The sequence below is a fragment of the Flavobacterium sp. B114r genome (assembly GCF_056824125.1).
This window is the reverse complement of the sequence record NZ_CP124858.1, coordinates 4,688,671-4,710,750: the sequence shown is the minus strand read 5'-3', so window position 1 is coordinate 4,710,750 and position 22,080 is coordinate 4,688,671. Positions and strand designations below refer to the sequence as shown.

Sequence of the window (22,080 nt, the reverse complement as noted above, 5' to 3'; positions counted from 1 at the left end):
CCGATCTAATAATTATTTAATGACCTTTAAAATGAATACAAAAATACATCCAAAGACCTTGCATTGCTATCAGAAAAAGGACATTGAAACTATTTTTGAGAAAATAGGGGAAACCAGCAAAAGTAAACTTTTGTACCAGCTGCCTACAGGAGCAGGCAAGACTGTTGTGTTTTCCGAAATCGCCAGACGATTTATAGACCAATACGGTAAAACGGCGGTTGTCCTTACCCATCGCAAAGAATTGTGCAGGCAGACTTCTGCTGTTTTAAAAAGTTTTGGTGTAAAGAACTGCATGATAAACAGTACTAGTGGTAATTTTAAAGCAGGCTGTGATTGTTATGTTGCCATGGTTGAGACGCTGCGCAACAGGATAAAGTCAAAAAAAATAAAGCCCCAGGTTGTAGGCCTTGTTATTATTGATGAAGCGCATCACAATTCCTTCAGGAAATTACTGGGAAGCTTTAAAAATGCAGTTGTTATTGGAGTTACCGCAACGCCGTTTAGCAGTGATATTTCCAAACCTATGAAACAGCATTATGATACACTGATAACAGGCGAAAGTATTGCTGTACTTATAAAGGAAGGATTTCTGGCCAAACCAAAATCTTTTGTTTATGAGGTAGAGCTCAATACATTAAAAACTGGCATACACGGTGATTATACCGTGAGTTCATCCAATGAATTGTATAGCTCTTCATCCATGCAGGAATTATTGCTAGAAGCGTACAGAGAAAATGCGCTGGGAAAAAAGACATTGATTTTCAATAATGGTATAGCTACTTCACAAGAGGTATTTGAGACTTTTACCCAGGCAGGAATTCCGATAAGACATCTGGATAACAAAACCCCTGATGACCGGCGCAAAGAAATCCTCAAGTGGTTTAAGAAAACAAAGGATGCTGTGCTTACCTCGGTGTCCATTCTTACCACCGGATTTGACGAACCTACCCTAGAGCATATTATACTTAACAGGGCTACTACATCCATTACGCTATATCATCAGATGGTAGGCCGCGGCTCGCGCAGGCTTCCTTCAAAGAAAACTTTTGGGATTACGGATCTTGGAAACAATATCCAGCGCTTTGGGGCATGGGATGCGCCGGTAGATTGGCAGTTTGTTTTTGAAAAACCGGACGTATTTGCAAAGCAGCTACAGTATCATGCCTCTGGTAATTCTGCCGTCCAGTCTCATGGCATGTCGGGCGAATTGCGTGCCAAGTTTCCTAAGACCCTTGAAATGACTTTTGATATTGAAGCGTCCTATCAAGAGGCTATTGATATGGATAAAAAACCCAAAACAGTCATACAGGAATCGATCAGGCAGCAAGCGAAAATGTGCATGGATAATGCCGATGCACTATCCGAGGCCATTGCACTTGCCCAAGGGCTTCAGCCTGAAATTCAGTGGAGGGTGAAACAATATGTGAAATGTCTTGACAATGCCAGCAGGAATTACAAAGAGTGGCTGCTCAAAGATTATCAAGACCGTCTTGAAGGGCTTATCGTCAAATTGTTTGCGAAGATAAAATCTAGAGCGGAAATCATGTAATTTAATGCTTGAGTAATGTAACTCATTGAATTTAAATGTAATGATCTTTGATCAATAAAAACAAGGAGATGAATTGGCAGAGCGAATTCTTTTGGGTATTTGCTATTGTGATCCTTTCCATTTATCTGACGCAAGATCGGCTCCTTGCAGTCCAAACCCTTGGACGCTTCACATATGGAAATCCGCGAGTAAAGATATAATTGTACAGCTGTTTTTATTTGCCCTGTCTTTAAACTTCAGATTGATTTTAAACTACAAAAACCAAAAAATAATCATCCATATTGAAAAATTATAAACTTTTAAACTGACAACTTATGCATACTATTTCACCTTGGGCTGCGACCGTGCAAGCCGATTTAGAAAACGGCACTGTAATTTGGGAAAAGGAATTCAAGAATTATAATTTTCATGCGTTTAATACTGGTGATTCCATATGGATTCTCACCACGTGGCCTGATGGGGGCAAAATGGCATTTCGCGCTGCGTTCGGGTTGAACTGCTGTTTTGAAGTGACTAATTTACTCGATGACGGGGAACTTCTTGTTCTCAATCTGGAAACCAGGATTGGCAAATATGAAGTTTGTGTCAATTTCCCTGACAGTGAAGAAGTATTACTTCATTACACGACATCATTTAGCGCCAAGATGCCTCTGCTGATCCCTTTTTGGCCCCGCGATATTCTTGTGGTTACAAAACAGGGAAGTGTCGAAAACACCAGTGGAAACCTGCATATGCATCAAATGGGCTCTCGATCAGGTATACTCTTTGCAAGTACTACCAGACCCAGAACAGGTTCTGTTTTCTATTTTCAAAATCTGGGTTCTTTAAGCCCGTATTGTGAAGCAACAGAAACTTCATTAGAAGATACCGTTGGAGGGGCCTGGCCTGAAATAGGTTTTAAATTGCCCGTTACAAATCAGAAAGCGTTGCCTGCGGACAAGGCTTACATCATCTCTGATGCTTACGTGATTTTTTCTGATCAAATTATAGATAACGAGATACAGGAAACACAGGAGTTTTTAAACCATTTGGCCCATGTATACATGGCACTCCCTCATCCCGAGGTCTTTTATCATAACTGGCCGGATATTACCCAAAGCTGCCTAAGGGATCTACAGCAAAGCAAGGGATGCTGGACACAGACAAAAGGAAAATCGTATTTAAATGCGTACCTATGTGACTATGATACGCCGGGGGAAGTGATGGTGCAGTTGGCAGTGCTTATGCCCCTAAATGAATTGAAGGACTGGTATGGAAAAACAGATCCTATTTATAATGAATTACTCGATGGGATAGAAGGTTTTTATGATCCTAAGGTGAAGACCGTGAACCGGTGGCTTCCTGAACTTGCACACCAACTCGATAAATCAGAAGAACAAAAGCAGGAAATGGTTATGGACTCCTGGTACCTGCACCATCCCCTTATGAACCTTGCGAGGCTTGCTTTGAATGGTGAGAAAAAAGCGGAAGAACTCGTTTTGAAATCTGTTGATTTCGCCATAAAAGTTGCCCATCACTTTGACTACCAGTGGCCGGTATTTTATAAAATGGATACATTGGAAGTGATCAAAAAAGAAACTGAGCCAGGAAAGGGCGGAGAGAAAGATGTGCCGGGGTCTTATGCACATTTAATGCTGCTTATATACCGGCTTACCAACAACAAACGTTACCTAAGGGAGGCTGAAAAATCAGTAAAAAAATTGGCAGGCTGTGGGTTTGATATTCTTTACCAGGCCAATAACACTGCTTTTTCTGCAGGGGCTCTTTTAGAATTGTACAAGCTTACGGGTAAACAGGAGTATCTTGATTTGAGTTATGCCTGTCTGGCATGTCTTTTTAAAAATATGCAGATCTGGGACTGCCAGTACGGATTTGGTAAAAATTACCCCAATTATTTTTCCGTATTTCCCCTCAATAATGCGCCTTATACGGCTGCGTATGAAGAGATGGAGGTGTACGCGGGTCTTTCAGAATATCTTTTACAATCCGCGACGGTTGATCTACCGTCTTCTTTAAAAATTTTAATACCTGAATTTTTAAAATATGCGATAAGCAGGTTTCCTTTTTACTATCCCCCTAAGCTGCCCGAGGAAATGATATCGGACGAAGTTAAAACCGGCGAGATAGGAAAAGAGCTTTGGATTCCCCTGGAAGATCTCTATAACGGATGGGAAAAAAGCGGACAAGTGGGACAGGAGGTTTACGGCGCCGGGGTAGGGTTTGGAGTTTTAACCAGACAATATCATAAGGTGAAAGGTGAGGAATTTCTGTTATTTTCAGATTACCCGTTAATCCATATAAAAAAGTCAAACAAGACACTCACATTTAAAATTTTAGGAAGTGCTTCTCTGGAGTGTAATTTAAAGATTTTAATTCCCAACAAAGTAAAATTAAAAATCAAAGCATTAGTAGACAAAAATATTATAGCTCCTACTTCTGAAAATACAGAAATAATTTCGTACAATATTACGGGGGGCAGTACAGTTAAAATAATGTGGTGATCTTTTTTATAAGAAGGTCTTTATGTGTTGATAAACAAGTTAGTACATTTTAAATTTGTAAGCACTGGTTAAAATTATATAATGTTCTGCAAACATGCAGTATTATCTTTGAGATACTATTAACTGAAAAAAGAAACTATGAAAACGCTGATTAGAAATACATTGCTTACCCTTATTTTAGTGACGGCTGTGTCCTGTAAAAAAAATGATCCCACTCCCCAAGATCCTTATCAGACAGGAAGTGATTCTATTGCAACCACTATCGATACTGTAGGACCAAATTCTGATACAACAACCGTAAGGGGTGCGGGAACAACCGGCGCAACGGGCGAAGGTTCAACTGGTTCTGGATCCGCAGGTACTGTGCAAAAAGGAACCGCTACAGTCAAAACTGATTCGACAAGTAATAAGAAAGGCAAGTAAGATCCTGCCTTTTTTTTAAACCTGCGGCAGTTTCTACCCACTGCAGGTTTTTAAATGCATTATCAGAAAGCAATATAAACATTAAAAGACAGCCTCTTTACTATTATCTTAAAGAACATAGATTAGATGTCTTGAATAATAGATACTGTATACCATACCAAAAATTAAATATAAAGCTATGAGAGCACTGCTTATAGGAGCCACAGGCTCTACTGGGAAATTTTTACTGAATGAACTGATACAAGATGATGACTATAGTTCAGTATCGATCTTTGTTAGAAAACCTACCGGAAGATCTCATCCAAAGCTTAAAGAATATGTGATCGATTTTTCCAATATAGAACAGTACAGCGAACATATTAGCGGAGACGTCCTTTTTAGTTGTTTGGGAACGACCCTTATGGACGCGGGTTCAAAAGAAAAACAATGGGAGATCGATTTTGGTATTCCGGCAACTTTTGCAGCTATTGCAAGGAAAAACAGAGTAAATTCCTTTGTACTTGTTTCCTCATCGGATGCTTCGGCAAAGAGTATGGTTTTCTACTCCAGGATCAAGGGAGAACTTGAAATTGCTATTGCCGGGCTGAACTTTGGGCAATTTATTATTTTCAAACCAGGGCCACTTCTTCGCGGGGGCACAGACAGAGCAGGGGAGAAACTTGTGGTCAAAGTACTTAACCTAGTTAATGCCATAGGACTGCTAAGAAAATACAAACCGCTTCCCACCGAAGTGTTGGCTATGAAACTGGCCAAGTCACCATGGAAATTACCACAGGGAACTTCAGTTGTGAAATTGGAAAAAATCGCAGATTTTTAACACGATTATCTTATGCCGAAAGGATAAATGGGAGTACTTTTACTGTTTTAGGACTGGTCTTCCACAACAGCATTTGGCGCGATTCGCTGCACCCTTTTTATGGCCTGTTCCCTTGAAAGGGTACTTGGAAAAATGGCGCTGGTAGCAATGACCTTTCCATGAGAAGATCTCAGGTGGAAATAAGGTTCCCAATCAGTGCTTATCTTTTTTTGATATTTATCGGGCTGCTTTGCATGGGGTGCGAAAACTTTCGATTGCTTTTTTACAGCTGATTTTGGTTGTGTACTCTTCGGAGCTCAGCAACACAGCGCCTGCCTTGGATTTTAGCTGTACCTGAAATTTACCGGCTGTTTTTCTTATAATTACAAATTTTCCCATCTCTTTTTACGATTTATGGTTGCTTGTCATCAGCTTGAAAAGAAGCTACTAATTTATAAATTCTTACTGGAAAATAGGAAAAAATTCACAAATAATAATTTAAAACTATTTTTCAAACAGTCTGCAAGGCGAGTTTTGTGTTTTATAATTATGGAAAAAAAAGCCTGAATCGTGTAACCAAGGTAATTCGAAGGCTGTTATGTTTGAATATGTATAACAAACTGGGCGCGGAAGGAACTACCAAAAACGCAATACTTCTGTCAGTACTGATTCAATAAGCAGTGCTAAAAGCACCAAGGGTAAATAATTTTGCCCTGGTAGGTTGATTATTTAATGTTTTTTCTGCCTGTAGCGCCTGATATCGCTACAGGCTTTTTTTTTTTTGTAACTAGTCAATCGTTTTAAAACCGGTAAAACAAAAATCCTAAGATCCATGGTGTCCCCTTGGCACAACAGTCCACTATACACTTAAATTCATGGACAACTGCCTAGTGAGGAGAAATGATCCATTACCCTTACTTAAAAATACTTTCAGCCCTGCCGAGTGCTTTTTTCATATCAATACCTTTCTGCAGGGCGCCTTTGAAAATATCCCCTTCACTTTTGATACGTTCCAATGCGTTTCTAATGGTAAAATCTTGCATAGTTAGCCCTTTTTTGACTTCTTCCCAATGCAAGGGCATGGATACAGTTGCCCCGGGTTTGGGACGAAGGGAGTACGGACAAGCAATGGTGGCACCCGGAAGGTTCTGAAGAAAGTCCAGGTACATTTTGCCCTGTCTGTTTTTGATCTGGCGTTCCATTGAGGTAAAATCGGGCAGCTGCTCATGTACAACAGACACGATGAGTTTTCCGAACATCTGGGACTGGTCATAGGAATATTTTGCTCCAAGTGGAATATAAATATGCATTCCGGTTGATCCCGAGGTTTTCACAAATCCAGGTATGTCTAAGGCATCCAGTACTTTTTTTACCTTCTGTGCTGCCTGGAGCACCTGATCAAAGGTATTTTTATCCGGGTCAAGATCAATAACACAATAGTCGGGATTATCAGGGTGCTCTATGGTACTGAACCACGGGTTGATTTCGATACAGCCCAGGGAGGCCATATACAAAAGGGTGGCCTGGTCACCCCCGACAAGAAACTCCTTGTCCTGGTTCTCACTGGTAGTATAAGGAAAAGTCCTTGCCCAGTCGGGGGCTTTGCCCTTTACATCTTTCTGGTAAAAACTCGGTGAGTGTATACCGCCTGGAAACCTGTTGAGCGAAAGGGGACGGTCTTTTAGATAAGGCAGGATGTAGTCGGCAACCTGATAATAGTAATTTAACATATCGCGTTTGGTATAGCCGTCCTCAGGCCAGTATACCTTGCTCAGATTGGTGAACTTCAGCTCGTGGCCTTTAATTTTTTTTACCTGCGTTTCTTCCGTTGGATTGAGCAGGGATTTTCTTCCAGTGTTCTTTGGAGACCGGACCAAATGATTTTCATCTGAGGTGTTGGAATGCCCGTCAGCTACTATGGCCTGTGTTTTTGATGCGGTCTCCCGTACGACTTGCTTTGCTTTTTTGTCGGAGCGCATACCCTGGAAGGAAGGGTGCCGGAAAACCCCATCTGTGGTCACCTCGGCAAAACTCACCTCGCAGACCAAAGAGGGCTTTAACCAGGTTGCCGTGGCGTGTGGAGGATTGGGACGGAATCTGGAGGGTTTGTTGATATCGGGAGTTGTGGCAAAAGGTATTGTATCGGTAATCAGGGGAGTGAATTCCTGCATCATTTCATTCTGTAGCTTGTCACTGAATCCCGTACCGACCTTTCCGACATATTCCAGTACTCCGTTCTGGTATACACCCAGCAGCAGGGAACTGAACTGTTTTGCGGAGTTGCCATTTTTGGTGTATCCGGCGATTACTACTTCCTGTCTGCGGTTCACTTTAATTTTCAGCCATTCCTTATTGCGGGCGCCGAGGCTGTAAACCGAGGTCATCCTTTTGGCCATGATGCCTTCGAGTCCCATTTTTTTTGCCGCGTCAAAAAAGTCCAGCCCATTTGAAGTAAAGACTTGGCTCAGGCGGATGCGATCGTCATCACCGGGCAGTATTTCCTTTAAGATGGCCTGTCTTTGGGATAATGGCAGTGCGGTAATATCTCTGCCGTTGTACCAGAGCAGATCAAAAACATAATAGGCGAGATGACCGTCCGCTTCACTTCTCCAGTTTTGCAGGGCGCTGAAATTGGCTTTTCCGTCTCTTCCGATTACTAAGATCTCCCCGTCGAGTACTGCATCAATGGACCATTTTTCCATGGTGGCGGTTATGGGGTAATATTTTGCGGCAAAGGATTTGTTATTGCGCGAGGCAATGGCTACCAAGCCATTTTGGACATAGGCCAGTGCGCGGTAGCCGTCCCATTTGACTTCATACGACCAGTAGGGATCATCAAAAGGTTCATTGACCAGTGTGGCCAGCATAGGTTTGATAGCGGAAGGCATTTTGCTTTTTATGCCTTTTTCCAGTAGTGTATGGCTATTTTTCGGCGTAACGGTTTTTGTTTTCATTACCTTTTTATTTTAATTAAGGCAAATCCTTTGGGTGTCAGAGCTGTACTTTACGGCAATTGTGCGAGCCTTTAAAAAATCTAGTGCGCAGCAATTACTTTTTTTTGGTGTGCCTACCCTAATGGCAATGTATTTGGTAGGGAAGCGCACCGAGCATTGCAGCCTTTTTTTATCTAAGCTTGAAATTGCTAGAGGAATATGTAAGGCTATTTATTCCAAGGCAGGATTGCGGCGTGATCAAGATTAGCTGTTTCTCGATGCGCTGCCTGTACTTGCTGCACCTCCTTAATTATTATTACCGCCTTTCTCATTGCGGTCGGGATCCATACCGGCATCATCCTCACGCTCCTGATCCCAGTCCCCTGTATTGGCATCCTGTTGTGGATTACCGTCATTAAAAAGGGTTTGAAGCTGGTTGTGGTACGGGCATTTTTGAAGTTCTTTACTGCTGTAATTGTGTGTATTTCCCATGGTAAGTTTTTTTTTAGTTAATACCTTTAAAATTAAGGCAATAGTTGTGTTTTGTCTTACAATAAAAAACGATTTTGTTATCAAATTTACACGAAGTACCTAAAAAGCGAAAGTGGTAAAAAGACGGTAATCAGGCCAGAATTTAATTGCCGAATTTCCACCATTTATTTCCCTTTTTATCATTTTGAATTTTCTTTTCGTTATCGGGCAGGGTAGCTGCAGGGCTGTGCCACAAGATGTCTTTTTCTTCTTTTGGATCTGTTTGCTTATCCTGCTGCGCAAAGGGATCCCCTAAAGAGCCTAAATGGGATTTCAGATCTTCCGCCATGGCGGGCCCATCACCCTGAGCGGGAGCTTCGGCATGCTGGTCACCTTCGATTTTGGTTAAAAAGCCAAAAGAGAAATCAATGGGTTTTTCTTTACCAATTTCAAAAAAATCGATCCTGTATTCATTTTTGTCAAAATTGACTTGGGTGACTTTTCCCTTTTTAAAGACCTCGTGCATAACGGTATCCCCAACTTTGAAAGCCTGAGCATCCCCATCGGGTACACTTGTTTTGCCAGCTTGATTATTTTGTATGATTTCGGGGCTTAATTTACCCTTGCGCACGTAGAATTCCTCCTTGATTTCAAAGAGGAATCTGGAAGGATATTTATTGAGCCCTGTGGTGAAATTAAACCCTTCGGAATCGGTGATATAGAATCTTTTCTCCGCTCGGGTAACTGCCACGTAGGTAAGCCTTCTTTCTTCCTCGATGGCCCTTTTTCTTCTTTCCTTTATCGACAGCGCGCTGGGAATCACCCCTTCGGTAAATCCGCAGAGAAAAACATAGGGAAATTCAAGGCCTTTGGAAATATGGATGGTCATGAGTTTAACCTTGTCCTGATTTTCATTCTGTGTGTCCAGATCGGTATACAAAGATACTTCCTGAAGGTATTCTTCCACATTAATCCCCTCATTGTTTTCCTTTTCCAATAGCATCATCGAGCTTACGAGTTCCTTGATGTTTTCCAGACGGTCCTGGTCACCGTCTTTTCGGTACAATTCGGCCAGGCCGCTTTTCTCGAGGATGTCCTTGACCAGGTCCGAGATGGATTTGGTTTTGGAAATTGCTTGTAGTTCTTCAATGATTTTTAAAAACTCTACAGCGCCTTTTTTTGCCAGTTCGGTATCTGAAATATTCCTTTGCAGCGCCTTGAGCAAAGATAAATTCTGTTCGCGGGCCAGATAGCTTAAGCGCCCGAGAAACTTTTTGCCAAGGCCCCTTGCCGGATGGTTGAACATGCGTAAAAATGAAATATTGTCCCCGATGACCATGAGCCTTAAAAAAGACAAAACATCCTTTATTTCCTTTCTTTCAAAGAACTTGATGCCTCCAAAAATGGAATAGGGGATATTGGCCTTGATCAGTGCCTGTTCGATATTTCTGGAAATATGGTTGGCACGGTACAGGATGGTAATATCAGAATAGGCGGCCTTTTCGGTTTTCAGGATCTCCCTGATTTCACCCGCGACCCACTGGGTTTCCTCAAAATCATTTTTGCCATGAAAATGGACCACCTCAAACCCGGCGGGCTTATCGGTGACCATATCCTTGGCCACCCTTACGGTATTGTTTTTTATAATGTGGTTGCCCACCTGAAGTATATTGGGGGTCGAGCGGTAGTTCTGGTTCATGATGATTGTCTGGCAGTCCGGAAACATTTTATCAAAATCCACCAGGTATTCGGGTTTGGCGCCGCGCCATTCGTAGATGGTCTGGTCGGGATCTCCCACCACAAATAGATTTTGGTGGACACGAGAGAGCATTTCGACAAGCTCAAACTGGCTGTCGGAACTGTCCTGCGCCTCATCGACCTGAATGTAGTGCATGTTTTTCTGCCATTTCAAAAGTACGTCCTGAAATGAGTTTAAAATATAGACCGTGAAATGAATAAGGTCATCAAAATCCAGGGCATAATTTCGTTTCTGTTTGTCCAGGTACCGGTGAAAGACCCTGAGAGATAAATTTTCGGTTTGCTGATCCTCAAAGCTTTTGTTACCGAGTATATATGCAAGGTAATCAGACGTGCTTTTTGATTTGGAGATAAACTGAAGGACCTGCTTGAAGGTCAGGTGGCGGGAGTTGATCTCCAGTTCGCTAAAGACATCGCGCAGAATAGTCTTCTGGTCCTCGGTATCAAGGATGATGAAATTTTTGGGATAATGAATTTTATTTATTTCCTCGCGCAGAAAACGCACGCAAAAACCATGATAGGTAGTGATAAGACTTAGATCGCGGGTATCCCCGACAAGGGCTTTTACCCTTTTTTTCATTTCCTGTGCGGCCTTATTGGTAAAGGTGACGCAGAGAATATTCGAGGAATTGATTCCCAGCCTGTTTACAATATAGGCAAAACGGGAGGTCAGCGCCTTTGTTTTTCCTGATCCCGCCCCCGCAATAACGCGGACATACCCTTCAGTTGTGGTAACGGCCTGAAGCTGTTTTGCATTTAGGTTTTCTAAATTCGGGTCGGTCATTTTAATTTTTATTAAGCTGTTTATTTCCTGGCGGCCTGCCTGCAAATTTATGCAATTATTTCCAAGGCGTGGCAGGGAAAGTCCAAACTGCAGGGTCCATAAAAAAAGTTTCGCCGGCATATTGGTCTTCAGAATTGCGGATCCCGTCTCAAAAGAATCCTGAAAAGAATTTAGTAACAGTTACATTAAAAATTCTTTTCACAATTCCTGAACCGGGATCTTTATAACGACCTTTTTTTGTTCTACGGTTGATCAAAAGACTCAAGCCATCGGATTATTCGATTTCATCCTTATCTGCTGTTTCCTCATCGAGGGTCTTTCTGTTGGCATCATTAACCCATTGTTGCTTATCATCCTTAGCATTCGGACTGCTGTTGTCAGTTCTTTGGGATGAATCATCCGTATGGTTGTGAATGCTGCGGGAATCATCCTGGTGCTGATTGATTGCGGGATCTTTTTCTCCATAGTTTCAGACATTATGGAATCTTCTGCTGTGTGCGTGATACGTATGTTCCTGCTGATCATAAGTATCGAAAATTTCTCTTGACATAATGTATAAATTTAGAGTGTTATTTTTCAGTTAAAGGCTGGAGAGCTTCGATGGATCTGTGGCCTCATCGATGCTTTTTCCCCCGATATTGCTATTTTTGTTCTTTGTTTTATCGTGAGTTTCCTTGCTGATCGTAATGATTCAGGCATCCGGCTTCCCCTGTGCTGGTCCCGGGCTGCATACCTGCTGAGGCGCTCTTGGCATTTTGATTGGTATCATCCTGATCCCTTTGGAATCTTTGCTAACTATTTTCCATGATCTTCTGTTTTAAGTTTTTTCCTTGTGATTTTTCAAAAGCTCACGGGCCTGCTTGAGTCCCGTGGCGATTGCGATTCCTTCTTCGGCACCGTCTTGAAGTAGCGAATTGGCTATTTCCACAGCTTTTTCCCTGACACCCGCGGGCTGGTTCTTATAAGATGGGGGATAGTCCCCGTCATACCAGGGCATGATCAGTTGTTTTCTGCCAGGTATTCCCTGACATGTTCCACATTGGTACCTGCAGCCCTTACGGCCGTTTTTAATACTTCCTGGGGCACATTGAACTTTTCAGACCAATACTGCACCTCGTACGATTCATTGATATTGATTTGTGAATCGTCCGCTTTTCCTGTTTTTGATTTATCGTCCATGATTTTACTTTTAAGGGTTCTAACCAAAGTTACCGCGCCAGCAGGCAAAACTGTTATATTATAAAATACGATTTTTACAGGATTGTCATGGTAGAGAACGCATTAGGTAAAATTCCGGACGATGAATTATTTTTCCCATACCTGACAAAAGGTGAGATGGATCCTGGGTAGTAAAACCCGATGCGGGTTTACTCTTCGACGCGTCTTGGGATATCCAGGAGTTCCACTGGCCAGTTGGGATGGACTTTCTTGAACTCCTGTTGGTTTCCTCCCTACCAGGTAATCATTCTCGATAGCGCGGAATACGAAATTGGCGTGCAACTCTGCATGGACCTTCAACTTATGCCCGTAGAGGACAGATCGGTACAGTGGCCCGAGGACAAAAGCCCATACCACCCCGTTGCCAAACTCTCCTTCCCGCCACAGGACACTTTTAGTCCGCAGAGAAGGGTTTATGCTGAGGATGTATTGAGTTTCGATCCGTTTCACTGCCTGTACGCGCACCGCCCGTTGGGAAATATCGTGAGGGTGAGAAAACTTGCCTATGAAACCTCGAGCCGCTACAGGCACCATATGAATGCCCAGGCCAGGAGATAGCCTGCCAGTATTGACAAGCCGCCTGATTAATAGTAACAGATTGTCTCTATTAAAAACTTACTCAATATAATTGATTTTTGATTTTGCAAATTCATCCAGGATGTATTGCACCGATGGCTCGAGATCTGCTGCTATGAAATCGGATTCCAAAATGTAATTGTCCACAAAATCATAGACTGTTTTCTCGGTTTCGCTGAGTCTTTTTATGTTATCCGTACCGGGGGAAGCACTAAAGGTATTTTCAAGATGTCTTTTTAGCTTTTCTTCGAATTGCTGGATTAATTCTTTCATGACTATCGTTTTAAGTTTGTAAATTCAATTAAAGGTACATTCAAAAAAAGCCTTTTAGGTTCCAAATCTAAAAGGCTTTTTTTATTTATAAAGTCCGGACCCCAATTCGCGGGACTATGATTCCAAATAGATCTTCAGGTTTTCGATGTCGTTCTTTACGATTTTCTCAAAATAAGGGTTCAGTAGTTTTGCGGCACCTTCACCGGCAAGTCCCATAGGGGCACGATAGGAAATGGTCACTTCTATTTGGGTATTTTTTCCTTTGGCTTTGAAGAGCACCTTGCCAAAATTTTTAACCGAGGCGTCTGGTAGGGACTGCCAGCTTAGGAGTTTTTCCTTTTGATCCTTAATGATATCTGCATTCCAGGTAAGTGTGCCAATACCGGCAGGACCTTTGGCAGTCCACTCGGATTTGGTATCACTTATGGTCTTAACGGACTGCAGGTGGTTCATGAATTTAGGCAGGTTCTCCAGATTGCGCCAAAAGGCGTATACTTCGCTGATGGGCTTGTTGATTACGGCGCTGGTTCGGATATTTACATTAGAGGGTTTGTCATTTTTCAAGTGGTCCAACGCGTTGTACACCGGGCAGTACCCGCTGAGACCTCTGGCGAGCATCGCCCCACCGGAGCTGATTTTAGCCAGGCTTTTGCTTTCCTGTGAAAGTCCTTTATAGAGCAGGTACGACCCGCTGGTAATCATTAGTATTCTCTCCAATGCCGAGACATTGGCCGTGCTGTTGGATGCTGATTTAGTTGCCATATCGTATGTTTTTTATCATTAATTTATTTGAGAGTGTGAAATAGTATATTTTGATCTGTCTGCCCTGGATTCAGTCAGTTGCGAAATCTTCCGATTCGCTGTAATTCTCATCAAAGTTTTCTTCGGGATTCACCGTAGTATCTTCCTGCTTTGGGTGATTAGCATTGTGGTTGTTTGTTGTATCGTATTTTTTGTTGTCGTCAGTTATCATGTCCTATTGTTTAAAATTATTAATTATCAGGTTCCGAATTATGGCGCCATGATTCAGAGTGTTTGAATCCACGACTAATTCAAAATTAAGAACAAGGGGCGTATTTGTTCTTATAGAATTTTATCTAAGAGTTCTTTAATTATCAGTGCCTTATGAGTTTTACGCTTTTATAAAACGACGGTAAAAAAACGCAAAAACCGAAATTTCTTTAAGCTTTTCCGCTTGGGATCATGGCATTTTTTCCTTTTTCATGCGCGAGGGGATCTGGCACAGTTTTTTTTCCATCAGATTTAAAGTGGTCCTATGGTATGGTGAGGCATTTTTTTTATCTCAAGGCAATGCGTTGTTTTCATTTTGGAAAGGGAAATCTCTGTGGTTTCCAAGAATTTGTCCCCTATTCGGGCAGAAAAGACAAGGTTTTTTTCTTATAATATTTGAATGAAAAGGATCTGTTTTTTTAATTGTTCTTATTTTTTATGATGGAACCCAATAGTGCTGTTCTGATTTTTAGTAGTTTTAGGGCAGTAAATAATCAGGAAAGAGACTTGTTTTGGAAGGTGAATTAACACGATCCTTTGGCCTGTGAGAAGCAAAGGCATGGAAATGCAATAGAAAAAAAACATAAAAAACGTAAAAAATAATTTTTCTTTTAGTATATTGTTTTACAGAATCACACAATACCCAATACCATGGATAAAACTATAAAGCTTAGAGTGAAAAAGGCAATTGACAACAACGGGGAGCTTAAGGTATTAAAATTAAAAGGGACTTTGATTTCCAAGGGATTTACCCACATCATTCACATTGCCGACGAGAATGAGGATTTTTACCTCAATTCATTTTCCACTTCACCCGATCATAAAAAAGAGGCGGAAGATTTCGTACAGGATTATATTTCCAGCCACGACCTGGCAGATACCATTACCCTTGTTAGTACCGCGAAATAATTACCTAAAGGGAGAATATAAAAGAAATCAAATCTACAATTCTAAACCATTACCGCATCTTAAACCATTAGGGAAATTCAATTAAGGAACACTTAAGTTCACTGCTTTTTATGGGATCAGAAAAACATATCAAACTCTCGGAGCTCAACAGAAAAATCAGTGATGCTCTCTCGGACCGCTTCAAGGGGCAGACTTTTTGGGTAGTGGCCGATATTACCAATCATTCCTATAAGGCCGACAAAAGGATCCATTACTTTGAACTGGTAGAAAAAGGGAGTACATCCAACAGCATTGTAGCCAAAATTATAGGCAAGGCCTGGGGGACGGGGTCGATGCATCTGTCTGATTTTGAAAAAAATACAGGCCAGAGCTTCACCAATAATATTAATGTGTTGGTCTTGGTTAGTGTGGATTATCATCCCCTGTTTGGACTCTCGCTGATTGTACTGGATATCGATACCAATTTTACTTTGGGTATCCTGGAACAGCAAAGAAATGCCACCCTTAAAAGGCTGGTGCAGGAAAATGTTTTTATTTCAAAGGAAGGTGAGCAGTATAGTACCACCAACAATCAGTTAAGACTACCGGCAGTTATTCAAAAGGTGGCAGTGCTCTCGGGAATCAATTCTGCAGGTCATGAGGATTTCAGACATACCCTTGAGCACAACGATTTCGGTTATGTCTTTCAAATTGATGATTACCCGACTATCGTGCAGGGAGATAATAATGCAAAGCTCTTCCTTGGTAAACTTATTGAAATCTACACTACCGGAATACAATACGACGCCGTGGTGATCACAAGGGGCGGGGGGGCGCAGTCTGATTTTCTGATCTTTGACAATTATAATATCGGAAGGGCGGTGGCCAAGTTTCCAATTCCAGTCATCACAGGGATCGGGCATCAGAAAAACGTGAGTATAACCGACCTTATGGCCCATACCCAGACCAAGACTCCTACCAAGGCCGCTGAGTTTATCATTGCCCACAACCGCGGTTTTGAACAGAAGATCCTTTTGCTTCAGAAGAATATCGTCATTAAATCACAGCAGCTCTTTCTGGTGAATTACCAGAGCCTTTCTAGTTTAAAGAGTACTATTTCCAATAGTGCCAGGGAGCTTATTACAGGGCATAAAGATGCTCTAAATACGATTAATCAAAACACGATCAACAGCTCCAAAACCATCCTGTACCAGCAGCACAAAATGCTGCTGAGCCTGTCCCATCAAGTTTCAGCAAAGCCCAAGATTATTCTTTACAACAGGATCAACGATATTGACAATACAATCCGTAACCTGAAAACATTCACTAGTGGCTACCTTCGCAACCAGAAAGGCTATTTGGGACATTACGCTGCGAGTATTCGGATGATGTCCCCGGAGAACATCCTTAAAAAGGGCTATGCTATTGTGAAAATAAACGATCAAATCATCAGTAATGCCAATACTATAACAGTGGGGGACAACATTGATGTGATACTCTCTGATATAATTTTTAAAACCACCGTCAAGCAAAAAACAAAATACAATGGAAGAGACACTGACTTATGAAGCTGCTTACAAAGAGCTTGAAGCAATTGCAAAGGAAATAGAGAATGAAACCATTTCGGTTGATGTACTGGCCACAAAGGTTAAGAGGGCTGCCGAGCTTATTACTTTTTGCCAGACCAAACTCAAATCAACTGAAAGTGAGGTCAACAAGATTATCAGCCAGATGGAGAATCCGTCCAAATGAAAATCTCAAGAATAATAATTTAATTGTTTTGGACGTTATTTGAATATATAATCCGATACAAAATAGGATATGCAGCGCAAAGCCAGTATCCGGCCTTATATGCCTAAGACCTAAAGCCCATTAAAGATATCTTTAACGGGCTTTTATTTGTATATTATATTTATTACAATGTAATGGAATACTTTTATTTGCGTTTGTGCGGCAAGACAAGGAATACTTCTGAGGTGCTGGTAAAAATCCTTAAGATGCCACCAGGGGGACACATCTCAAGGGAATCGTTAAAATTGTGTATCCCTATGCAAGAGCTGTTTTAAAAAACCTTCGTATTACTAATTTTTGCCCATAGTTTTCAGTCCACTCAGGCGGGGATCGGTTTCAAAAGCGTTTTGTTTCTTCTTGATTCATGGACAAAAGTAAGTGAAATGAATGTTTGTTAAGTCTCAGACTACTTTAATACCTTAGAATTGTAATCATTTTTTACATGTATTCGAGCATGGCTCTCTAGCAGGGCATTAGACCGTCCGAGGTAATAAGTGAAGTGCAGATTAATTCCAAAATAAAATTAGTTTGATTTGGAAAGCCATAAAAATTGAAATGATTTTTAAATTTCCTCTTGTGCACAAAAATACAAGCAGCACAAATTCTATAAAATTACTATTAGTGGTATCCAATATTCCCAACGCACAAAATTTTTCTTGTCATAATATATGGCAATTCTGCAAAACATCTCTATTGTTCTGATGAGGTAGTAGGAAGGAATGTTTTCTCTTGTCAATGTTGCTTTGATAGAGAAAATGTACGCTTTTACAAAAAGTTATGGCCTGAATTAATACTAAGTTTGTTGATGATTGAAGATTATTTATTTAACTAAATTTTTATTAATTGTTTTTATATTACTTTTGGATATTGTAAAGCCAATCCAACATGATAAATACTGAAAACTCAGGCATTTCTGCTAAAGACTTAAAAGAAGTAACGCCGGTAAAAATTGTTTTGGCTGAGGATGATAAAGATGATCAGGAATTATTTATGGAAGCTCTTAGTGCAACAAAAATTCCTGCAGAGGTCACTACTGTAGAAAACGGGAAAGAATTGGTTGACACCTTAAAAGAGGGGTCCGAAGGGAAACCTGATATTATTTTCATCGATATAAATATGCCCATTAAAGGGGGTAAGGAGGCATTGGCAGAAATAAAGAGCGATGAAAAGCTTAAGGAAATCCCTGCAGTTATGCTCTCCACTTCCAATCACCCTGTAGATATTGAGGATACTTTTAATAAAGGAGCAAACCTTTATATACAAAAACCGAGTTCGTTTACCGGTTTTGTTCTCATTCTCAAAAAAGTATTCATTCTCCACTGGACCAAAGCGTTACTGAATCCTGTTAAAAATATATTTTTTGTTTCTGAAAAGAATATATCTCAGAAGGATTAAATAATTAGTGTTTTTGTTTGCTTATTTTACTGAGATCTACTTTGTCAGGGAAGTCCCTTATATCTACTTTACTATCTTCGTGTCAATCTTAATATTTTTCCATCCATCATCTAAACCTTGCCCTTTAATATAGGTTACCTGATGTGATTCACCTTTCATATTATCATGGTAAATCATTTCAAAAGAAAAGGTTATTTTTTTATTAGTTTTTTTAATTACAGTAACTTTGTAATCATTAGTACTTGCGTCATTAAGGGTGAAGAAACTATCGCCAACTTTGCTGTTAAACTTTGCTCGTGTATATTCCTTACCTCTTAGATCTGGCCATGATTCCATTAATTGATTATTCTCATCGATTCGAAGATACGCTGTAGAAACAGCATCACCGCCTATTAAAGAATAGAATTTGTAGTACAATTTATTATCTATTCTTACTGTATCTTGTATTTGGGTATAATTTTGTGAATCAATTGTCCACTTATTTCCGATTTTCATCGGTAAAAAAGACCTAGCAGGTTCATTATTGATTTGTAATGTCTTGCAGGATACAAAAAGAAGAAGAAGAAGAGCAAAGTATTTCAGAATAACTTTTTTCATAATTTTGTTAGGAGATAGAGATTAAATTCGATATTATGAACTTAGAATTTGATCTATAGCTCGATAACAGCTGTATGCTGAACATAGAGTAGCATTTTTTCGTTTACTTGCAAATTTAGAAAACGAAATTGACTAATAATTGGTTATTATTAACCATTTTAAGAATGAATAGGTCGGTGTAAATTTGATAATCAGAAAAAAAAATTAAATTGTAAATTATTTCGAAAAACTTCAAGGATCAATTTGAAAAAGTATGATTCATTTCTATAGTTGAAAAGCATAAAAAAAAATGAAACAGCAAAAACTAAGAAACTATCTAGGGACATTGTTTCTCTTTATTTCGTCGATTTCTTACACGCAAAATATTGAATTACAGTTTAGAAATATTTTAGATTCAACTTATCATGCTAATCGGGATGCTGTGGGAATAATGATTCATGTGGAAGTTCCAGATCATAAAATTTCTTGGACCTATGCAACAGGATTTTCTGATCGTGATAGCAGAGAAAAAATTAATAAAGACCAACCACTTCTTATTGCAAGCAACACCAAGACCTATGTTGCTGCTTCTATCTTAAAATTGGTAGAAAATAAAAAACTGCAATTAAATCAGCCGATTAATAATCTCTTATCTAAAAAAACAAAAAAAGTATTGTTGAAAAGTGGATACAACCTCAATCAGATAACAGTACGGAATCTACTTTCTCACACTTCCGGGATCACGGATTACGTGACTGATTCTTATTTCGCTTATGTTGGGGAAAATCCCAATCATCAATGGACCAGAGATGAACAAATAGAACTTGCAATGCAAATAGCAAAGCCTCTTGAGCCTGGAAAAGCTTTCGCTTATGGCGATATTAATTATCTGTTATTATCAGAAATTATAGAAAAAGAGACGGGCAAATTGTTTTTCACTGCAATTCGGGACTTATTAGATTTCAAAAAGCTTAAAATAAATGAAACCTGGTTTGTGGATTTAGAGAAAAAGCCAGCAAACACTCTGGCTCTTGCACACCAATATTCGAAGGCTTATGGTTGGGATTCTGAGAAAATCAATCCTTCATGGGACTTGTACGGTGGTGGTGGATTAGCTTCTACGACCAAAGATTTAGCGATGTTCTTTCAGTATTTGTTTGAAGGCAAAATAATAAAAGATAAAAAAGTTTTATCCGAATTATACACCTACACTAACCCAAGGGAGTTAAATAATAATTACTGTTTGGGACTTTACAATTTTCCGTCATTTTATGGATATAAAGGCTACTACCACGGTGGATGGTGGGGAACAGATGTTATGTATATGCCGGATTTAAATACAACGATTTCTGTTTTTATTTTACTAAAGGAAAAACGAGGTATCAACCCTGAAATTAGTCATGAAATAATAGAAATAGTAAGGCAATTGGATCATAGCTAATTAACAAACAATTAAATCAGACAATGAAATATGAGAACAAAAATAGTGATTTTGATCGTGCTCTTTATTTCAGTTTCCAATTTTAAAGCTCCTAATATCAAGACAGAATTAGATGTGTTTTTTTTGTATTAGCTGAATATAAGTAATTTAATGGCAATGTTTTAATTGTAGAAAAGAGGGGAGTGTTGTACCTAAAATTCTTTTGGGTATACTGATCTTTCGAGAAAACGACAAAATAGTTCTGCGATCAAAATGTATCAAAAATCTATTGAATTTAATTAGGATAATGAAGATGGATAGAAAATTTCGGAAAAAAGAGCTAATTAAATTACTTTTTGTTCTGCACTAGTAAAGAAATAAATAGTTCTTACCCTTATCATCAATAAAAATAAATTAATGAAAATTATATTACTCCTTTCAGCCCTACTTATTTCAAATAGTATTTTTGCGCAATCAGAAAAAATTTCGGATAGTCTGCTGATGAAAATTAATGAGCAAAACACAATCTATGTCAAGGCAGTATTTAATAAAATTGACACTTTAGCCTTAAACTTTGATACGGGAATGACAGAATTGATTTTGACCAACTATACCCTAAAGAATAAGATCAAAACTTCTGTGGAACTATATGATAAATTCTACGATCTGCAGATCGGCAAAAATACGTACTCAACCAAAGTTTATGATGCAGAACTGACAGGTCACGGCACCGAGGGCAGGTTTGGCTGGGATCTATTCAAAGATAAAGTGGTGGAATTGAATTATGATAAGGATTTAATGGTCGTCCATTCAAAACTGCCAAAAAATATAGAGGGAAATAAGAAGTTTTCAAAATTAAAGATGGAATTTTATAAGGAGTATTGCTTCCTTGTCAGCAGTGAAATAAAACAAGGCAAAGCTTCTGAAAAAGATCTCTTTTTATTCGATACCGGTTATCAACGCACAGCAATGTTGGACAATGATCTCTTAGCCGAAAAGAAATTTCCTGTCCAGAATATGAAAATCATCAAAAAAGTAATCATGAGAGGCGGTCAGGGAAATGAAATTCCGGTAATCACCTCCAATTTGGAAATGTTGACCATTGGGAAGTTTAAATTAAAAAATGTTCCCGTTCAGCAAACAACGACCAGTAAACCTGTCAAAGGAAAAAACATCCATATTCTGGGAAATGAGGTTTTGAAAAGATTTAATATTTTTCTCGACTTTCAAAACAAGGTGGTTTACCTAAGGCCTAATCATTTGTTTAAAGACACTTACATTGATAGGAAATAGATTTTCAGTTTATTATATCAGACAACTACTTCAACAAATCAAGTCAAATTGCAATAAAATTCATCAGAATTTATTAGACGATAAATTTGCCGAGTCAAAAGGGATGATTACGAATCTACGTAATGAAGATTATCCAATATACGTTACAAGAGATCTTGAATTAGCGAAATCTCATGTAAGAAATAAATATGATGATGAACCCGATAAAACATTTGGTCTTATTGCAAGTTCAAAAAGTAAAATTCTTCCTAAATATGGGATGATGAATGGGTATACAGCAACCCCATCTTTTACATTTTTACAATATTATGTTTATGATACGCATTTATCCTATTGTAGAAATCTAAACAGTGTTATTACTGAATTTGCCTGTCAAGGATTAGAGTTGGATATGCCAATATTAGCTCGGATACAAATTGGGTAG

22 protein-coding genes are annotated in these 22,080 nt (G+C 39.6%); 11 read left to right on the top strand and 11 right to left on the bottom strand.

Annotated features, from left to right (window positions below; translation table 11 throughout):
• Positions 1-31 precede the first annotated feature (31 nt).
• From QLQ94_RS19660 to QLQ94_RS19645, 4 genes are all read left to right on the top strand, one after another.
• Entirely contained in the window at positions 32-1,549 is a 1,518-nt protein-coding gene (locus QLQ94_RS19660) for a DEAD/DEAH box helicase (RefSeq protein WP_427402372.1), read from the top strand.
• Positions 1,550-1,863: 314 nt separating this feature from the next.
• A complete protein-coding gene (locus QLQ94_RS19655) occupies positions 1,864-4,050 on the top strand; it encodes a hypothetical protein (protein WP_482498316.1) in 2,187 nt (728 codons plus the stop codon).
• A 138-nt stretch (positions 4,051-4,188) separates the two neighbouring features.
• Positions 4,189-4,473 (top strand): hypothetical protein, encoded by a 285-nt coding sequence (locus QLQ94_RS19650; protein ID WP_482498315.1) that lies wholly within the window; start codon positions 4,189-4,191, stop codon positions 4,471-4,473.
• A gap of 178 nt (positions 4,474-4,651) precedes the next feature.
• The gene (locus QLQ94_RS19645) at positions 4,652-5,290 is read left to right on the top strand and encodes an NAD(P)H-binding protein (RefSeq protein WP_482498313.1); all 639 of its coding nucleotides are present in this window, start codon (positions 4,652-4,654) and stop codon (positions 5,288-5,290) included.
• A 47-nt stretch (positions 5,291-5,337) separates the two neighbouring features.
• On the opposite strand, the gene QLQ94_RS19640 is transcribed toward QLQ94_RS19645, so the two are convergent.
• The 10 genes from QLQ94_RS19640 to QLQ94_RS19595 all read right to left on the bottom strand — a co-directional run bounded on the left by QLQ94_RS19640 (position 5,338) and on the right by QLQ94_RS19595 (position 14,255).
• Positions 5,338-5,493, bottom strand: a complete 156-nt coding sequence (locus QLQ94_RS19640; RefSeq protein WP_414655398.1) for a YegP family protein — start codon at positions 5,491-5,493, stop codon at positions 5,338-5,340.
• 13 nt (positions 5,494-5,506) lie between these two features.
• Positions 5,507-5,668, bottom strand: a complete 162-nt coding sequence (locus tag QLQ94_RS19635; RefSeq protein ID WP_414655397.1) for a YegP family protein — start codon at positions 5,666-5,668, stop codon at positions 5,507-5,509.
• Between the two features lie 515 nt (positions 5,669-6,183).
• Positions 6,184-8,223, bottom strand: coding sequence for a DNA ligase D (ligD, locus tag QLQ94_RS19630; protein ID WP_482498311.1), 2,040 nt, complete (start codon positions 8,221-8,223; stop codon positions 6,184-6,186).
• Positions 8,224-8,508: 285 nt separating this feature from the next.
• Complete coding sequence (locus QLQ94_RS19625; RefSeq protein ID WP_271336928.1) at positions 8,509-8,694, bottom strand: hypothetical protein; 186 nt, start codon at positions 8,692-8,694, stop codon at positions 8,509-8,511.
• Between the two features lie 142 nt (positions 8,695-8,836).
• On the bottom strand, positions 8,837-11,335 hold the full coding sequence (locus QLQ94_RS19620; RefSeq protein ID WP_482498309.1) for a UvrD-helicase domain-containing protein: 2,499 nt from the start codon (positions 11,333-11,335) through the stop codon (positions 8,837-8,839).
• 697 nt (positions 11,336-12,032) lie between these two features.
• Positions 12,033-12,212 carry a DUF2188 domain-containing protein gene (locus QLQ94_RS19615; protein WP_271336926.1) on the bottom strand — a complete coding sequence of 60 codons (180 nt, stop codon included), beginning with the start codon at positions 12,210-12,212 and terminating at the stop codon, positions 12,033-12,035.
• Positions 12,213-12,214: 2 nt separating this feature from the next.
• Positions 12,215-12,394, bottom strand: coding sequence for a DUF3606 domain-containing protein (locus tag QLQ94_RS19610; protein WP_271336925.1), 180 nt, complete (start codon positions 12,392-12,394; stop codon positions 12,215-12,217).
• A gap of 654 nt (positions 12,395-13,048) precedes the next feature.
• Positions 13,049-13,282: a hypothetical protein gene (locus QLQ94_RS19605; protein ID WP_271336924.1), complete on the bottom strand. Its 234-nt coding sequence runs from the start codon at positions 13,280-13,282 to the stop codon at positions 13,049-13,051.
• Between the two features lie 114 nt (positions 13,283-13,396).
• Positions 13,397-14,044 (bottom strand): SRPBCC family protein, encoded by a 648-nt coding sequence (locus tag QLQ94_RS19600; protein WP_482498307.1) that lies wholly within the window; start codon positions 14,042-14,044, stop codon positions 13,397-13,399.
• A 70-nt stretch (positions 14,045-14,114) separates the two neighbouring features.
• Positions 14,115-14,255 (bottom strand): hypothetical protein, encoded by a 141-nt coding sequence (locus QLQ94_RS19595; protein ID WP_271336922.1) that lies wholly within the window; start codon positions 14,253-14,255, stop codon positions 14,115-14,117.
• Between the two features lie 689 nt (positions 14,256-14,944).
• Here QLQ94_RS19595 and QLQ94_RS19590 point away from each other — a divergent pair.
• The 4 genes from QLQ94_RS19590 (at position 14,945) to QLQ94_RS19575 (ending at position 18,367) form a co-directional block, all read left to right on the top strand.
• The gene (locus tag QLQ94_RS19590; protein ID WP_427402380.1) at positions 14,945-15,202 is read left to right on the top strand and encodes a hypothetical protein; all 258 of its coding nucleotides are present in this window, start codon (positions 14,945-14,947) and stop codon (positions 15,200-15,202) included.
• A gap of 110 nt (positions 15,203-15,312) precedes the next feature.
• The gene (gene xseA, locus QLQ94_RS19585) at positions 15,313-16,749 is read left to right on the top strand and encodes an exodeoxyribonuclease VII large subunit (RefSeq protein ID WP_482498305.1); all 1,437 of its coding nucleotides are present in this window, start codon (positions 15,313-15,315) and stop codon (positions 16,747-16,749) included.
• A complete protein-coding gene (xseB, locus tag QLQ94_RS19580; protein WP_271336918.1) occupies positions 16,727-16,933 on the top strand; it encodes an exodeoxyribonuclease VII small subunit in 207 nt (68 codons plus the stop codon). Before xseA ends, xseB begins: the two co-directional genes overlap by 23 nt.
• Positions 16,934-17,857: 924 nt before the next feature.
• Positions 17,858-18,367 (top strand): response regulator, encoded by a 510-nt coding sequence (locus QLQ94_RS19575; RefSeq protein ID WP_482498303.1) that lies wholly within the window; start codon positions 17,858-17,860, stop codon positions 18,365-18,367.
• Positions 18,368-18,430: 63 nt separating this feature from the next.
• Here the strand turns inward: QLQ94_RS19575 and QLQ94_RS19570 are convergent, their stop codons facing one another.
• Positions 18,431-18,964, bottom strand: coding sequence for a hypothetical protein (locus QLQ94_RS19570; protein ID WP_271336916.1), 534 nt, complete (start codon positions 18,962-18,964; stop codon positions 18,431-18,433).
• A gap of 289 nt (positions 18,965-19,253) precedes the next feature.
• On the opposite strand from QLQ94_RS19570, the gene QLQ94_RS19565 reads away from it, so the two are divergent.
• The 3 genes from QLQ94_RS19565 (at position 19,254) to QLQ94_RS19555 (ending at position 22,080) form a co-directional block, all read left to right on the top strand.
• Positions 19,254-20,384 carry a serine hydrolase domain-containing protein gene (locus QLQ94_RS19565; protein ID WP_271336915.1) on the top strand — a complete coding sequence of 377 codons (1,131 nt, stop codon included), beginning with the start codon at positions 19,254-19,256 and terminating at the stop codon, positions 20,382-20,384.
• Positions 20,385-20,780: 396 nt separating this feature from the next.
• Positions 20,781-21,656 carry a pepsin/retropepsin-like aspartic protease family protein gene (locus QLQ94_RS19560; RefSeq protein ID WP_271336914.1) on the top strand — a complete coding sequence of 292 codons (876 nt, stop codon included), beginning with the start codon at positions 20,781-20,783 and terminating at the stop codon, positions 21,654-21,656.
• A complete protein-coding gene (locus QLQ94_RS19555; RefSeq protein WP_482498300.1) occupies positions 21,643-22,080 on the top strand; it encodes a DNA/RNA helicase domain-containing protein in 438 nt (145 codons plus the stop codon). Before QLQ94_RS19560 ends, QLQ94_RS19555 begins: the two co-directional genes overlap by 14 nt.